This is a genomic window from Pseudomonas baltica, assembly GCF_031880315.1.
Taxonomy (GTDB): Bacteria; Pseudomonadota; Gammaproteobacteria; order Pseudomonadales; family Pseudomonadaceae; genus Aquipseudomonas.
Window position 1 is genome coordinate 1,886,740 of record NZ_CP134771.1, and the last position, 15,885, is coordinate 1,902,624.

13 protein-coding genes and 1 pseudogene are annotated in these 15,885 nt (G+C 61.8%); 12 read left to right on the plus strand and 2 right to left on the minus strand.

The annotated features are described in order from the left end of the window. Positions 1 to 356: 356 nt before the first annotated feature. Together argF and REH34_RS08275 are read left to right on the plus strand one after the other, a co-directional pair. Positions 357 to 1,277, plus strand: a complete 921-nt coding sequence (gene argF, locus REH34_RS08270) for an ornithine carbamoyltransferase (protein WP_311971353.1) — start codon at positions 357 to 359, stop codon at positions 1,275 to 1,277. Continuing rightward, on the plus strand, positions 1,274 to 2,314 hold the full coding sequence (locus REH34_RS08275) for an ABC transporter ATP-binding protein (RefSeq protein ID WP_311971354.1): 1,041 nt from the start codon (positions 1,274 to 1,276) through the stop codon (positions 2,312 to 2,314). The genes argF and REH34_RS08275 overlap by 4 nt, the downstream gene beginning before the upstream one ends. 81 nt (positions 2,315 to 2,395) lie before the next feature. Here REH34_RS08275 and REH34_RS08280 read toward each other — a convergent pair. After that, positions 2,396 to 3,176 (minus strand): annotated as a pseudogene (locus REH34_RS08280) (PhzF family phenazine biosynthesis protein). A 40-nt stretch (positions 3,177 to 3,216) separates the two neighbouring features. Continuing rightward, entirely contained in the window at positions 3,217 to 3,687 is a 471-nt protein-coding gene (ybaK, locus tag REH34_RS08285) for a Cys-tRNA(Pro) deacylase (protein ID WP_226505047.1), read from the minus strand. 325 nt (positions 3,688 to 4,012) lie between these two features. On the opposite strand from ybaK, the gene REH34_RS08290 reads away from it, so the two are divergent. The 10 genes from REH34_RS08290 to REH34_RS08335 all read left to right on the plus strand — a co-directional run bounded on the left by REH34_RS08290 (position 4,013) and on the right by REH34_RS08335 (position 15,838). Next, positions 4,013 to 4,870: an MIP/aquaporin family protein gene (locus REH34_RS08290; RefSeq protein ID WP_226505046.1), complete on the plus strand. Its 858-nt coding sequence runs from the start codon at positions 4,013 to 4,015 to the stop codon at positions 4,868 to 4,870. Between the two features lie 55 nt (positions 4,871 to 4,925). Further along, on the plus strand, positions 4,926 to 6,428 hold the full coding sequence (gene glpK, locus REH34_RS08295) for a glycerol kinase GlpK (RefSeq protein ID WP_226505045.1): 1,503 nt from the start codon (positions 4,926 to 4,928) through the stop codon (positions 6,426 to 6,428). Positions 6,429 to 6,547: 119 nt separating this feature from the next. Then, positions 6,548 to 7,303, plus strand: coding sequence for a DeoR/GlpR family transcriptional regulator (locus REH34_RS08300; RefSeq protein WP_226505044.1), 756 nt, complete (start codon positions 6,548 to 6,550; stop codon positions 7,301 to 7,303). Positions 7,304 to 7,568: 265 nt separating this feature from the next. Further along, positions 7,569 to 9,104 carry a glycerol-3-phosphate dehydrogenase gene (gene glpD, locus REH34_RS08305; protein ID WP_311971355.1) on the plus strand — a complete coding sequence of 512 codons (1,536 nt, stop codon included), beginning with the start codon at positions 7,569 to 7,571 and terminating at the stop codon, positions 9,102 to 9,104. 310 nt (positions 9,105 to 9,414) lie between these two features. Next, positions 9,415 to 10,329 (plus strand): glutamate/aspartate ABC transporter substrate-binding protein, encoded by a 915-nt coding sequence (locus REH34_RS08310; RefSeq protein ID WP_226505042.1) that lies wholly within the window; start codon positions 9,415 to 9,417, stop codon positions 10,327 to 10,329. 74 nt (positions 10,330 to 10,403) lie between these two features. Beyond that, positions 10,404 to 11,150 carry an amino acid ABC transporter permease gene (locus tag REH34_RS08315; protein WP_226505041.1) on the plus strand — a complete coding sequence of 249 codons (747 nt, stop codon included), beginning with the start codon at positions 10,404 to 10,406 and terminating at the stop codon, positions 11,148 to 11,150. Then, positions 11,147 to 11,815: an amino acid ABC transporter permease gene (locus REH34_RS08320; RefSeq protein ID WP_226505325.1), complete on the plus strand. Its 669-nt coding sequence runs from the start codon at positions 11,147 to 11,149 to the stop codon at positions 11,813 to 11,815. Before REH34_RS08315 ends, REH34_RS08320 begins: the two co-directional genes overlap by 4 nt. After that, positions 11,812 to 12,546 carry an amino acid ABC transporter ATP-binding protein gene (locus tag REH34_RS08325; RefSeq protein WP_226505040.1) on the plus strand — a complete coding sequence of 245 codons (735 nt, stop codon included), beginning with the start codon at positions 11,812 to 11,814 and terminating at the stop codon, positions 12,544 to 12,546. Before REH34_RS08320 ends, REH34_RS08325 begins: the two co-directional genes overlap by 4 nt. A 68-nt stretch (positions 12,547 to 12,614) precedes the next feature. Continuing rightward, entirely contained in the window at positions 12,615 to 14,516 is a 1,902-nt protein-coding gene (locus tag REH34_RS08330) for an ATP-binding protein (RefSeq protein ID WP_311971356.1), read from the plus strand. Beyond that, entirely contained in the window at positions 14,513 to 15,838 is a 1,326-nt protein-coding gene (locus REH34_RS08335) for a sigma-54 dependent transcriptional regulator (RefSeq protein ID WP_311971357.1), read from the plus strand. The genes REH34_RS08330 and REH34_RS08335 overlap by 4 nt, the downstream gene beginning before the upstream one ends. Positions 15,839 to 15,885 lie beyond the last annotated feature (47 nt).

The following is a 15,885-nucleotide window of genomic DNA, read 5'->3' on the forward strand; positions in this document are numbered from 1 at the left end:
GCGTCTGCACGGAGTTCATTGCCAAAGACTGCAGGTCCAGTGTACAAAAAGCCCTGCCCGGCCCCCGTGGGAGTCAAACAGGCTCTGAAAAGGGCTGTTCACCGGCGCCTGTCATAAATCGTTGCACTCTTTCCCGAGGCATTCCAGTAGCGGTTTCTCGGTGGTCTCGCGGCATTATTTCTTGCAAACCCATCGATAAAGAGTAGCCGCTATTGGTAAGGCGCGACATTTTCTTATACGATCGCGTCTTCCCTTATTTTCGTCGCCCCGTGCGGCTTTCGCCCGCAGGTCTCAGCTGTTTTTGTCGAAACGGTCTTATAGAGGATCTGCGGTCCGTTGCAAAAAGGTAGTCAATGATGAGCGCAAGGCACTTTCTCTCCCTGATGGATTGCACGCCCGATGAGTTGGTCGGCATCATTCGTCGAGGGGTCGAGCTCAAAGACCTGCGTAACCGCGGCGTACTGTTCGAACCGCTGAAAGGCCGTGTGCTGGGCATGATTTTCGAAAAATCCTCGACCCGTACCCGGCTGTCTTTCGAGGCAGGCATGATCCAGCTCGGTGGCCAGGCGATCTTTCTGTCGCCGCGCGATACCCAACTGGGTCGTGGCGAGCCGATCGGCGATTGCGCGGTCGTCATGTCAAGCATGCTCGACGTGATGATGATCCGCACCTATGCCCACAGCAATATCACCGAGTTCGCGGCCAGCTCCCGCGTACCGGTGATCAATGGCCTGTCCGACGATCTGCACCCCTGCCAGCTGCTGGCGGACATGCAGACCTTCCTCGAGCGCCGTGGCTCGATCAAAGGCCGCACCGTGGCCTGGATCGGGGATGGCAACAACATGTGCAACAGCTATATCGAAGCCGCCATCCAGTTCGATTTCCAGCTGCGCGTCGCCTGCCCGGAAGGTTTCGAGCCGAACCCCAGATTCGTCGCCCTGGCTGGCGATCGCGTGCAGATTTTCCGTGATCCGAAAGAAGCCGTACGTGGCGCTCACCTGGTGAGCACCGACGTCTGGACCTCCATGGGCCAGGAAGAAGAAACCGCCCGGCGCCTCAAATTGTTCGCGCCCTATCAGGTCAACCGCGAGCTGCTCGACCTGGCGGCCAGCGATGTGCTGTTCATGCACTGCCTGCCCGCGCACCGCGGCGAAGAAATCAGCCTGGACGTGCTCGACGACCCACGCGCCGTGGCCTGGGATCAAGCCGAGAACCGCCTTCACGCCCAGAAAGCTCTGCTCGAATTCCTCGTCGAGACGGGCTATCGCCCGGCATGAGCCTGCTCGAGCTTCACGATCTGGCCTGCGGCTATGGTGGCCAGCCAGTCGTCCAGCAGTTGAATCTGCAGCTGCAAGCGGGCGACATCGGCTGTCTGCTGGGGGCTTCGGGGTGCGGCAAGACCACCACTCTGCGCGCCATCGCCGGTTTCGAGGCGGTGCACGCCGGTGAGATTCGCCTGGGCGGCAAAACCGTCGCCCGCTCTGGTTTCACCGTGGCACCCGAAAAGCGCCGGATCGGCATGGTGTTTCAGGACTACGCGCTATTTCCCCATCTGACGGTGACCGACAACGTACTGTTCGGTATTCGCCAGCAGGCCGAGGCGCGTACGCTGGCCGCTGAAATGCTCGAGCTGGTCAACCTGCAAGGGCTGGGGCAGCGCTTCCCCCATGAACTGTCCGGTGGCCAGCAGCAACGCGTCGCCCTCGCCCGCGCCCTGGCACCGCAACCGCAACTGCTGCTGCTCGACGAACCCTTCTCCAACCTCGATGTCGAGTTGCGTCGGCGCCTCAGCCATGAGGTACGCGATATCCTCAAGCACCGCGGCACCAGTGCCATCCTGGTTACCCACGACCAAGAAGAAGCCTTTGCCGTCAGCGATCAGGTCGGAGTGTTCAAGCAGGGTCGACTGGAGCAGTGGGATACGCCCTACAATCTCTATCACGCGCCAAAAACACCCTACGTTGCCAGCTTCATCGGCCAAGGGTTCTTCATCCGCGGCCAGCAGGGCCAGGGGCAAGGTGTGAACACCGAACTGGGTGAGGTGCAAGCCCATGCTGACGTCGCCCCAGGGGTTGCCGTCGATATACTGCTTCGCCCAGACAGCCTGCTGCACGCCCCCGACAGCCCGGTGCGGGCGCGGGTGCTGGGCAGGGTGTTCCAGGGTGCGTCGATCCTGTACCGCCTGCAATTGCCCAGCGGCGCGGCGGTAGAGGCCTTGCTGCCAAGCCAGCTGCAATACGCACTCGGGAGCGAAATCGGCATCGCGTTGCGACCCGGGCCGCTGGTCAGCTTTGCGCCGTCAGTCAGTCAATAATCCCGCTCCAGCAGCGCTAGCAAACCTGCTGGAGCAGGCTCTAGCCGCCAATGCCCCAGTTTGCCACGCCAGTGCAGCCGGCTACTCCACCAGCAACCTGCCGCTGGCCACCAGCCTGACATATCCGCCGATTTTCACTCGATCGTCTTCCAACCTGCACGCCAGCTCGCCGCCGCGGGCGGAACACTGCCAGGCGCTGAGCAACGTCTTATTCAGACGATGCGACCAATAAGGAATCAAGCTGCAGTGAGTTGATCCGGTCACTGAATCTTCATTGACCGATAGCCGGCGCGAAATAGCGCGAGACAAAATCGTGATGGTCGCCGCGAGCGGTAATAATCACCCCCGGCCACAACAATTTGGCCACTAACGCGAAGTCCGGCTGGCATGCCCTCACCGCCGCTTCCGATTCGAGCACCACCAGCAGCGACATCGACGCCAGCACATCGACCACCGGCGTGCGCAGCGCCCGCTCGACATCGACCGTCACACCTAGCTCGCTGGGCTCGATAACTGGAAAGTCCAGCCACAGCCGACCACCTTCGCGGGTGACGCTCAAGCGCCCGGACTTGCTGGAGAATTCGATGAAGTCGCCGGGCAATGCATAGATCTCGAACAGCACGTGGGCAGCGGCCAAAGTGGCGTGCCCGCACAGGGGGACCTCGGTTGTCGGGGTGAACCAGCGGATGTGCCAACCCGCCGCTTCGTGCACCACGAACGCCGTTTCTGCCAGGTTATGCTCTGCGGCAATCTGCTGCATCCGCCCGTCAGGCAACCAGGCGTCCAGGCGGTAGACGATGGCCGGATTCCCGGCGAACGGATGTTCGGTAAAAGCGTCAACCTGGTGAAAGTCCAGTGGCATGGCCAGACCTCTAGGATAAGCGAGCGACGGTTGAAAAAACTTAGGCTTTGGCAATGGCGGCGAACTGGGCCTGGGTATGCTCGGCCAGCGTCGATGCCGCCAATTCCACCTCCAGACCACGACGACCGGCACTGACAAAGATCGTAGTAAAGGGTTGAGCCGATTGATCGATGAAAGTTCGCAGGCGTTTTTTCTGCCCCAACGGGCTGATGCCACCAAGAAGGTAGCCGGTAGAGCGCTGCGCCGCCGCCGGATCGGCCATCTCGCACTTCTTTACGCCGGCGGCCTGGGCCAGCGCTTTCAGATCGAGGCTACCCACCACCGGCACCACGGCCACCAGCAATTCGTGACGCTCAGTGGCGGCCAACAAGGTCTTGAACACCTGCTCAGGTTGCAGGGCGAGCTTTTCTGCCGCCTCCAAGCCGTAGGAGGCTGCTTTGGGATCGTGTTCGTAACTGTGAATCCGATGTTCGGCGCGGGCTTTTTTCAGTAAATCCAGAGCGGGTGTCATGAGGGCTCCTGCAATTCAGGGAAAGCGCCGGCTACCACACCGACGCCCAATGGATTCTGGCCGAAACGGCAGTATTTTTCCCCCTTGATCGACGCCTTGCGCAGTCTTTTCGCCATCATCGACCCGCCCGACGGTCATATAATGGCCGCTGGTTCACTTTCGACCTTTGACATATGCGTTTCTTGTCTATATTTTTTCGTTTGTGAAGATCGCGCGTCAAACTGCGACCATTCGCCGCGACACCGCCGACCGTGATGGGGTTTTACGGCCGGGACAATACAGAGCGCCACAACGGCGCCAGACAAAAACAAAAAAGAGGTACCACATGACCCACTCGATCCAGCAACCGACGTTGTCCAGTCAATGTGTGGCCGAATTTCTCGGAACCGCACTGTTCATCTTTTTCGGTACCGGCTGCGTGGCCGCGCTCAAGGTCGCGGGCGCCAGCTTCGGCCTGTGGGAAATCAGCATCATCTGGGGCGTGGGCGTCAGCCTCGGGGTGTATTTGAGTGCCGGTGTTTCCGGCGGCCATCTGAGCCCCGCGGTGAGCATCGCCTTGTGCGTGTTCGCCGGTTTCGAAAAACGCAAACTGCCGTTTTACATCGTCGCCCAAGTTGCCGGCGCCTTCTGCGGCGCGGCGCTGGTGTACACGCTGTACAGCTCGCTATTCTTCGATTACGAACAAACCCATCACATGGTGCGGGGCAGCGTCGAAAGCCTGCAACTGGCTTCGGTTTTCTCTACCTATCCGCATCCGGCCTTGAGCACCCCCCAGGCGTTTCTGGTCGAGATGGTCATCACCGCTATCCTGATGGCCGTGATCATGGCCCTCACCGATGACAACAACGGCGTGCGCCGCGGCCCGCTGGCACCGCTGCTGATTGGCTTGCTGGTGGCGGTCATCGGCAGCTCGATGGGCCCGCTGACCGGCTTCGCGATGAACCCGGCGCGGGATTTCGGGCCCAAGCTGATGACCTTCCTCGCGGGCTGGGGCGATATCGCCTTCACCGGTGGTCGTGATATCCCCTATTTCCTGATTCCCATCTTTGCACCGATCATTGGCGCCTGCCTGGGTGCCGGGGCATACCGCGTGTTGATCGGCCGCAATCTGCCGGTCGCAACGCCCGAGCCCGTTGTTGCTGATACCGTCAAAAACATTGCCGGGGAAAAAGCCCGAGCCTGACCCGCTTCGTGCCCCACCGTGCTGATTCATCCACTTTTTGCGCAAGGCCATCGCCATGACCGATATTCAGAACAAGAACTACATCATCGCCCTTGACCAAGGCACCACGAGTTCGCGGGCGATCATCTTCGATCGCGATGCCAATGTGGTGTGCAGCTCGCAGCGCGAATTCACTCAGCATTACCCGCAACCGGGTTGGGTCGAACACGATCCGATGGAAATCTTCGCCACGCAAAGCGCGACCATGGTCGAGGTCCTGGCAAAAGCTGGCCTGCACCATGATCAGGTCGCTTGCATCGGCATCACCAACCAGCGCGAAACCACCGTGGTCTGGGAAAAGGAAAGTGGCCGTCCCATCTACAACGCGGTCGTCTGGCAGTGCCGACGCAGCGCCGAGATCTGCCAGCAGCTCAAGCGGGACGGCATGGAAGAGTACATCAAGGCCACCACCGGTCTGGTGATCGACCCCTACTTCTCGGGCACCAAGCTCAAATGGATCCTGGACCACGTCGAAGGCAGCCGCGAACGCGCGCGCCGTGGCGAATTGCTGTTCGGCACCGTCGACAGCTGGCTGATCTGGAAATTTACGGGCGGCAAGACCCACGTCACCGACTTCACCAACGCCTCGCGCACCATGCTGTTCAACATCCACACGCTGGAGTGGGACGCCAAGATGCTCGAAACCCTGGACATCCCACGCGAGATGCTGCCAGAGGTCAAATCGTCCTCCGAAATCTACGGCCGAACCAAGAGCGGCATCGCCATCGGCGGGATTGCCGGCGACCAGCAGGCAGCGCTGTTCGGGCAGATGTGCGTGGAACCGGGCCAGGCCAAGAACACCTACGGCACCGGCTGCTTCCTGTTGATGAACACCGGTTCCAAGGCGGTCGAATCCAAGCATGGCATGCTCACCACCATCGCCTGCGGCCCGCGCGGCGAAGTGGCTTACGCACTGGAAGGCGCGGTGTTCAACGGTGGTTCTACCGTGCAATGGCTGCGTGACGAGCTCAAGCTGGTCAACGATGCCTACGACACCGAGTACTTCGCCAGCAAGGTCAAGGACAGCAACGGCGTGTACCTGGTACCGGCCTTTACCGGCCTGGGCGCACCGTACTGGGACCCCTATGCCCGTGGCGCGTTGTTCGGCCTGACCCGCGGGGTCAAGGTCGATCACATCATCCGTGCCGCACTGGAATCGATCGCCTACCAGACCCGTGACGTCCTGGACGCCATGCAGCAGGATTCCGGCGAACGTCTCAAGGCCTTGCGCGTGGATGGTGGCGCGGTAGCCAACAACTTCCTGATGCAGTTCCAGGCCGACATCCTCGGCACCCACGTCGAGCGCCCGCAAATGCGCGAGACCACGGCACTGGGCGCGGCGTATCTGGCAGGCCTGGCATGCGGTTTCTGGAAGAGCCTCGACGAGCTGCGCGGCAAGGCGGTGATCGAGCGCGAGTTCGAGCCACTGCTGGGCGAAGCGGAGAAAGAGAAGCTTTATGCCGGCTGGCAGAAAGCGGTCGAGCGCACCCGCGACTGGGAACCGCACGACGCGGATTGATTGCAGTCCGACAGGCGCCAGCCCTCTCTGGAGGAGGGGGCCGGCGCCGTGCATGCTGGCTCTAATGCCAATCCTGCGGCATCATGGGGGAATTTGTACGGCAGCCTGAAGGAATGCCCATGAACCTGCCTCCGCGCCAACAACAAATCATCGAACTGGTCCGCGAACGCGGCTACGTCAGTATCGAAGAAATGGCCCAGCTGTTCGTCGTTACCCCGCAGACCATCCGCCGCGACATCAATCAGCTCGCCGAGAGCAACCTGCTGCGTCGCTACCACGGCGGTGCGGCCTATGATTCCAGTATCGAAAACACCGCCTACGCCATGCGCGCCGATCAGATGCGCGACGAAAAACAGCGCATCGCAGAGGCCATCGCCGCGCAGATTCCGGACCATGCCTCGCTGTTCATCAACATCGGCACCACCACCGAATCCATCGCCCGCGCCCTGCTCAACCACAACCAGTTGAAGGTCATCACCAACAACCTGCACGTGGCTGCCATCCTCAGTGGCAAGGACGATTTCGAAGTGCTGCTGGCCGGCGGCAACGTGCGCCGCGATGGCGGTGTGGTGGGCCAGGCCAGTGTCGACTTCATCAATCAGTTCAAGGTCGATTACGCGCTGGTGGGTATCAGCGGCATCGACGAAGACGGCAGCCTGCTTGACTTCGATTATCAGGAAGTACGGGTATCCCAGGCGATCATCGCCAACGCGCGGCAAGTCATCCTGGCCGCCGACTCCAGCAAGTTCGGGCGCAACGCCATGGTCCGCCTGGGCCCGATCAGCCTGATCGACTGCCTGGTGACCGACCAACCACCGGTGGCTTCCCTGACCCAGCTGTTGAACCAGCACAAGGTGCGCCTCGAAGTGGTGTAACGCCACCCCAGCCCGTAGCGAGGGGGCTTGCCGCCGAAAAGTGGCTCAGTCACACCGACGGTGGCTTCGGTAATGAAATCGGGGGCCCGCCCTCTCGCCCCCGCTGAATGTTCGTTAATGTTCCTTTCTTTAGCCCACTCCTGCATAAATTCAATCGAATTCGACTGGATACGCCTTCGGTATTGCGCTAGTATTTTCGAAATCGAACATGAATGTTCGAAATCACTCTAATAATTTGCGCCACATATGCTCAGGAGGCCGCCCGATGCCCCATTCAACCGTGACCACCCCACCGCTGGCCGAGGTTTACGACGTTGCCGTGATCGGTGGCGGCATCAATGGTGTCGGTATTGCTGCGGACGCTTCCGGCCGCGGACTGTCGGTATTCCTGTGCGAGAAGGACGACCTCGCCAGCCACACGTCGTCGGCCAGCAGCAAGCTGATCCACGGCGGCCTGCGTTACCTCGAACATTACGAATTCCGCCTGGTGCGCGAGGCGCTGGCCGAGCGTGAAGTGTTGCTGGCCAAGGCGCCGCACATCGTCAAGCCTATGCGCTTCGTGCTGCCGCACCGCCCGCACCTGCGCCCGGCCTGGATGATCCGCGCCGGCCTGTTCCTCTATGACCACTTGGGCAAGCGTGAGAAGCTGCCAGCCTCGCGCAGCCTGCGTTTCGGCGCCGACAGCCCGCTCAAGCCCGTGATCAGCCGCGGTTTCGAATACTCCGATTGCTGGGTCGATGACGCCCGCTTGGTGGTGCTCAACGCCATTGCCGCCCGTGAAAACGGCGCACATATCCATACTCGCACCCGCTGCCTGAGCGCTCAGCGCGTCGGCGGCCAGTGGCTGGTGCAACTGGAGCGCGCCGATGGCTCGCGCTTCTCCATCACCGCCAAGGCGCTGGTCAATGCCGGCGGGCCATGGGTTGCCAAGTTCATTCGCGAAGACCTCAAGTTGGAGTCTGCGTACGGTATCCGCCTGATTCAGGGCAGCCACCTGATCGTGCCCAGGCTTTACGAAGGCGAAAACGCCTTCATCTTGCAGAACGAGGATCAGCGCATCGTTTTCGCCATTCCTTACCTGCAGCGCTTCACCATCCTCGGCACCACCGACCGCGAATACAGCGGTGATCCGTCCAAGGTCACCGTCACCGAGGAGGAGACCGACTACGTGCTCAACGTGGTCAATGCACACTTCAAGAAGCAGCTGACCCGCGACGACATCATCACCACCTACTCCGGCGTGCGCCCACTGTGCAACGACGAGTCCGACAATCCGTCGGCCATTACTCGCGACTACACCTTGTCGCTCAGCGGCTCGGCGCAAGAGGCCCCGTTGCTGTCGGTGTTCGGCGGCAAGCTGACCACCTACCGCAAGCTCGCCGAGTCGGCCATGGCCCAGTTGGCACCGTTCTTCAAGCAGATGACCGCACCCTGGACCGCGAAGGCAACGCTGCCTGGCGGCGAAGACATGACCACCCCGCAGGCGCTGGCGCAGACCCTCGAGAACCGCTTCGGCTGGTTGCCCGCAGGCCTTGCCCAGCGCTGGTCGATCACCTATGGCAGCCGCGTCTGGCAGCTGCTCGAGGGCGTGCAGGGGCTGAACGATCTGGGCGAACATCTGGGGGGCGGTCTGTATACCCGCGAAGTCGATTACCTGCGCAGCCAGGAATGGGCTTGCGAGGCCTATGACATCCTCTGGCGCCGCACCAAGCTCGGCCTGTTCACCACCCCGGAAGAGCAGGCCAATCTGGCGCGCTACCTGGACAAGGCCAAGCTGGCCAGCGGTACCGTCGCCGCCTGAGCCGATGCCTTCGCGGGCATGTCCGCTCCCACAGATTCACGCACCTGTGGGAGCGGGCTCTGCTCGCAAACAGGCTATCAACCCCGTTCGGATTTCCGAATCCTTGTTAGCCAAGCATTCGAAAAACCGTACATCACATTTGCGCCCTATCTCCCCCACCCGCAAAAAATCCTTATAAATCAGTAGTAAAAACGTCAACACGCAGGCTGGCACGACTTCTGCTCTACCCTTCTCATCGAATGCCTCATCAGGCGTTCGTTCGAGCGAGCCTGCGGGCTCCATAAAAAAAACAAAGTTCGAGGAGTAGTCGATGCGTATCGTTCCCCACCTGTTGGGCGTTGCCATTACCGCCGCACTGATCAGCACCCCCGTATTCGCCGCCGAGCTCACCGGCACCCTGAAAAAGATCAAGGAATCCGGGACCATCACCCTGGGCCACCGCGATGCGTCCATTCCGTTTTCCTACATCGCCGATGCCTCGGGCAAACCCGTTGGCTACTCCCACGACATCCAGCTCAAAATCGTCGACGCCCTGAAGAAAGACCTGGACATGCCGGACCTGAAGGTCAACTACAACCTGGTCACCTCCCAGACGCGTATCCCGCTGGTGCAGAACGGCACTGTCGATCTCGAGTGCGGTTCCACCACCAACAACGCCGAACGCGCACAGCAAGTGGCGTTCTCGGTAGGCATCTTCGAGATCGGTACACGTTTGCTGTCCAAGCAAGGCTCGGACTACAAGGATTTCGACGACCTCAAGGGCAAGAACGTGGTGACCACCGCCGGCACTACCTCTGAACGCATCCTCAAGTCGATGAACGCCGACAAGCAGATGGGCATGAACATCATCTCGGCCAAGGACCATGGCGAATCGTTCCAGATGCTCGAATCAGGCCGCGCCGTGGCCTTCATGATGGACGACGCCTTGCTGGCCGGCGAAATGGCCAAGGCCAAGAAGCCCACCGACTGGGCCGTCACCGGCACCGCGCAGTCCTATGAAATCTACGGCTGCATGATGCGCAAGGGCGACGAGCCATTCAAAAAAGCCGTGGACGACGCCATCAAGGCCACTTTCGCCTCGGGCGATATCAACGGCATCTACAGCAAATGGTTCACCCAGCCGATCCCACCCAAGGGCCTGAACCTGAACTTCCCGATGAGCGACGAGCTCAAGCAACTGATCGCCAACCCCAGCGACCAGCCCGCCCCGGACAAAAAGCAGTAACAACTGACTGACCTCACTGGCCCGCCATCGCGGGCCAGCGAGCAACCGTGGCTCGCTACAGAGGGGAGACCCTGATGAATTACAACTGGGATTGGAGCGTGTTCTTCAAATCCACCGGCGTCGGCAGCGAAATCTACCTCGATTGGTATGTCGCCGGCCTGGGCTGGACCATCGGCATCAGCATCGTCGCCTGGCTGATCGCGCTGGTGCTGGGCTCGCTGCTGGGCGTGATGCGTACGCTGCCCAACCGCTGGGTAGCCGGAATTGCCAGCGCCTACGTCGAACTTTTTCGCAATGTGCCGCTGCTCGTGCAGCTGTTCATCTGGTACTTCCTGGTGCCCGATTTGCTGCCTGCCAACCTGCAGGAGTGGTACAAGCAGGACCTCAACCCGACCACTTCGGCGTTCCTCAGCGTGGTCGTGTGCCTGGGGCTGTTCACCGCCGCGCGGGTCTGCGAACAAGTGCGCACCGGCATCGAAGCCCTGCCCCGTGGCCAGGAATCCGCTGCCCGCGCGATGGGCTTTCGCCTGCCGCAGATCTACTGGAACGTACTGCTGCCACAGGCCTACCGGGTGATCATTCCGCCGCTGACGTCGGAGTTTCTCAATGTCTTCAAGAATTCCTCGGTGGCCTCGTTGATCGGCCTCATGGAACTGCTGGCACAAACCAAGCAGACCGCCGAGTTCTCGGCCAACCTGTTCGAAGCCTTCACCCTGGCGACGCTGATCTACTTCACCTTGAACATGAGCCTGATGCTGCTGATGCGCCTGATCGAGAAGAAAGTCGCGGTGCCCGGGCTGATCTCCCTGGGGGGCAAATAATGGACTTCAGTGGCATCATTCCCGCCCTGCCCGGCCTGTGGAACGGCATGCTGATGACCTTGCAGCTCATGGTCATGGGCATCGTCGGCGGTATCGTCCTCGGCACCTTGCTGGCGCTGATGCGTTTGTCGCCGAGCAAGCTGCTGTCGCGCATTGCCGGCGCTTACGTCAACTACTTCCGCTCCATCCCGCTGCTGCTGGTGATCACCTGGTTCTACCTGGCAGTGCCGTTCGTGCTGCGCTGGATCACCGGCCAGGACACCCCGGTGGGCGCGTTCACCTCCTGCGTCGTGGCGTTCATGATGTTCGAGGCCGCGTACTTCTGCGAGATCGTGCGCGCCGGCGTGCAGTCGATCGCCAAGGGCCAGATGGGCGCGGCCCAGGCGCTGGGCATGACCTACGGGCAGACCATGCGCCTGATCATCCTGCCCCAGGCATTCCGCAAGATGACGCCGTTGCTGTTGCAGCAAAGTATCATCCTGTTCCAGGACACCTCGCTGGTCTACACCGTCGGCCTGGTGGACTTTCTCAATGCTGCCCGCGCCAATGGCGACATCATTGGCCAGGCCAATGAGTTCCTGTTGTTCGCAGGCCTGGTGTACTTCGTGATCAGCTTCAGCGTGTCGCTGCTGGTCAAACGTCTGCAGAAAAGGTTGGCCGTATGATTTCCATCAAGAACATCAACAAGTGGTATGGCGACTTCCAGGTGCTGACCGAGTGCAGCACCGAGGTCAAAAAAGGCGAAGTGGTGGTGGTCTGCGGGCCGTCGGGTTCGGGCAAGTCGACCTTGATCAAATGCGTCAACGCCCTGGAGCCCTTCCAGAAGGGTGACATCGTGGTCGACGGCACCTCGATCGCCGACCCCAAGACCAACCTGCCCAAGCTGCGTTCTCGGGTGGGTATGGTGTTCCAGCACTTCGAGCTGTTCCCGCACCTGACCATCACCGAAAACCTCACCATCGCACAGATCAAGGTGCTGGGCCGCAGCAAGGAAGAGGCCACGCAAAAGGGCCTGCAGCTGCTCGACCGCGTCGGCCTCAAGGCCCATGCCCACAAGCACCCTGGGCAACTGTCGGGCGGTCAGCAGCAGCGTGTAGCGATTGCCCGTGCGCTGGCGATGGACCCGGTGGTGATGCTGTTCGACGAGCCGACCTCGGCACTCGATCCGGAAATGGTCAACGAAGTGCTCGACGTCATGGTGCAACTCGCCCATGAAGGCATGACCATGATGTGCGTGACCCACGAAATGGGCTTCGCCCGCAAGGTCGCCAATCGGGTGATCTTCATGGACCAGGGACAGATCGTCGAAGACTGCCAGAAGGAAGAGTTTTTCGGCGATGTCACCGCGCGCTCCGACCGTGCCCAGCAGTTCCTGGCGAAAATCCTGCAACACTGATGCATCGCCATACCGTTTCTGTGCCCGCCCGTCGGGCGCAGGACGCTGGTCGGCCCAAGGCGACTGTGATGAAATGCGCTCCCTCCCAATTTCGCGCTGCGCCGCCAGATCTCGCCGTGAAACCCCGACTGATCCGCCAAGTGTTCCTGCCTCCCTTGCTGGTCGCCCTGATGATCGGTTTGGGTTACCTCGGCTTCTGGATCAGTGATCGCGCCGGCATCCGCAGCCTCAGCGAAAACGGCCAGCGCCAGCTGGAATTGCAAGCGCGGGCGGTGGAAAGCGAAATCAACCGCTACACCTATCTGCCCAGCCTGCTGGAGCTGGAGAATACCGTGTCGGCCCTGCTCGCCCACCCGGACTCGGCCCACCGCGAGCCGGTCAACGTGTACCTCGACGGCCTCAATCGGCGCAGTAACAGCCGTGCCATTTACGTGCTCGACACCAGCGGCCGGGTGCAGGCCAGCAGCAATTGGCGCGACAGCGACAGCTATGTCGGCGAAGACCTGGCCTTTCGCCCCTATTTCCAGGACGCCATCCGCGGCCTGCAAGGACGCTTCTACGGGATCGGCAGCACCTCGGGCGAACCCGGCTACTACCTGGCCCACGGCCTGGAACTGAATGGCCGGATCATCGGCGTTGCGGTGATCAAGGTCCAGCTGCAAGCGCTGGAATCCCTGTGGCAACGGGCCCACCTGGAAACCTTCGTCAGCGACGAGAACGGCATCATCATTCTCTCCAGCGATCCTGAGCGCCGGCTCAAGTCGACCCGCCCGCTCTCCCCCGAAACCAAGGAGCGCCTGGCCCGCAGCCTGCAGTACTACTGGACGCCGTTTTCGGAGCTGCAACCGCTGGCCCGGGAAACCCTGACCGACGGCATCGAAAAACTGACCTTCCCGAGCAACAACGGGCTGCATGGCAACACCGCGTATCTTGCGCAAAGCCAGCCGCTGAACAGCTCGCGCTGGCAGTTCACCTTGCTCACGCCCCTGCAGGATCAGCGCCGCGAAGCCATCATCCACGGCGTGCTGGTGGCGGTGGCCTTCGCCCTGTGCACCATCTTGATGATCGCCTGGAACGAGCGGCGCAAGGTCATCGCCACGCGCCTGGCCGCCCGCGAGGCACTCGAGGAAGCCAATAACCTGCTGGAACGACGGATCACCGAACGCACCAGCGACCTGCGTGCCAGCAACGAACGGCTCAAGGGCCAGATCCGCGAACGACGCCAGGCCGAAGACACCCTGCGCAAGGCTCAGGACGAACTGGTGCAGGCCGGCAAGCTAGCGGCCATCGGGCAGATGTCCACCAGCATCGCCCACGAGCTCAACCAGCCATTGGCGGCGCTGCGCACGCTGTCGGGCAACACGGTGCGCTTTCTCGAGCGCGGCGCGCTGGAGACCGCCAGCACCAATCTGCGCACCATGAACGATCTGATCGACCGCATGGGCCGCATCACCGCCAGCCTGCGCGCCTTCGCCCGACGCGGCGATGACCAGGGCCAGGCGTCCCTGAACGGCGCGGTCGATGCCGCCCTGCAATTGCTGGAGGCCCGCTTGCAAGGCGTGCAAGTACACCGCGACGTCGCCGCAGCACAACTGCCCATCGATCAGACCCGCCTCGAGCAGATTCTCGTCAACCTGATCGGCAACGCCCTGGACGCCATGCACAGCCAGGCCCAGCCGCAACTGTGGCTGAGCGGTGAACTGGATGAGCAACAGCCACCGGGCAAATATCGCCTGCGGGTGCGCGACAACGGCCATGGCATTACCGCGGATGCCCGCGAGCACCTGTTCGAACCGTTTTTCACCACCAAGCCGGGCGACCTCGGCCTGGGCCTTGGCCTGACCCTCTCGGCCAGCCTCGCCGCTGCCGCCAGTGGGCATCTGGGGATGGAAAGCTCCGGCCCCGACGGCACCGTGTTTATCCTCAGCCTGCCCCTGAGCGCACCCCTATCAGCGAGCCCCTCAGCATGAACCCACCCTTGAGCGTTTTGATCGTCGAAGATGATCCCCATGTGTTGCTGGGCTGCCAGCAGGCCTTGGCCCTTGAAGACATCGTCAGCGAAGGTGTCGGCAGCGCCGAAGAGGCCCTGGCACGAATCGGCGAGGATTTCGCCGGCATCGTCGTCAGCGATATCCGCCTGCCCGGCATCGATGGCCTGCAGCTGCTCGACCAGTTGAAAGCCCGCGACCCGAGCCTGCCGATCGTCTTGATCACCGGCCACGGCGACATCTCCATGGCGGTGGGTGCCATGCGCGCCGGCGCCTACGACTTCATGGAAAAGCCTTTTTCGCCAGAGCGGCTGGTCGATGTGGTGCGCCGCGCGCTGGAGCATCGCGGTCTGGCGCGAGAAGTCACCTCCCTGCGGCGCCAACTGGCGGGGCGCTCGGCGCTGGAGACGCGCATCATCGGGCGCTCGCCGGCGATGGCGAACCTGCGCGAACTGATCGCCAACGTCGGCGACACCTCGGCCAACGTGCTGATCGAAGGCGAAACCGGCACCGGCAAGGAGCTGGTTGCGCGCTGCCTGCATGATTTCAGCCGACGCCAGACCAACGCCTTCGTCGCGCTCAATTGCGGCGGCTTGCCCGAGAGCCTGTTCGACAGCGAGATTTTCGGCCATGAAGCCAATGCCTTTACCGGTGCCGGCAAGCGCCGTATCGGCAAGATCGAACACGCCGACCAGGGCACGCTGTTCCTCGACGAGATCGAGAGCATGCCGATGTCGATGCAGATCAAGCTGTTGCGCGTCCTGCAGGAACGGACCCTCGAACGCCTGGGCTCGAACCAGACCATCGCGGTTGATTGCCGGGTCATCGCCGCGACCAAATCCGACCTCGAAGCGCTGAGCCAGCAAAACCAATTTCGCAGCGACCTGTATTACCGGCTCAACGTGGTGACCCTGGAGCTGCCGCCATTGCGCGAGCGCCGCGAGGACATCCTCATGCTGTTCGAGCACTTTTTGCAGTTATCGGCCCTGCGCTTCGACCGTGAGCCGGCACCGCTGGAGGCCAGCACGGTGTCGCGTCTGATGAGCCACGACTGGCCCGGCAACGTGCGCGAACTGCGTAACGTCGCCGAGCGTCATGCCCTGGGGCTGCCGGCGTTCAAGAAGAGCGCCAGCGACGCCCTGCAGCAACCGCTGAATTTCACCGAGGCGGTGGAGGCCTTCGAACGCAACCTGCTGAGCGAAGCCCTGCAACGCAGTGGCGGCAATCAGAGCCAGGCCAGCCAGGAGCTGGGCATGGCCAAGACCACGCTGTTCGACAAGGTCAAGAAGTACGGCCTGGGCTAGCGACTATCCCGCGTGTATCGATCCCTACATATGTAAAACCTGCACGC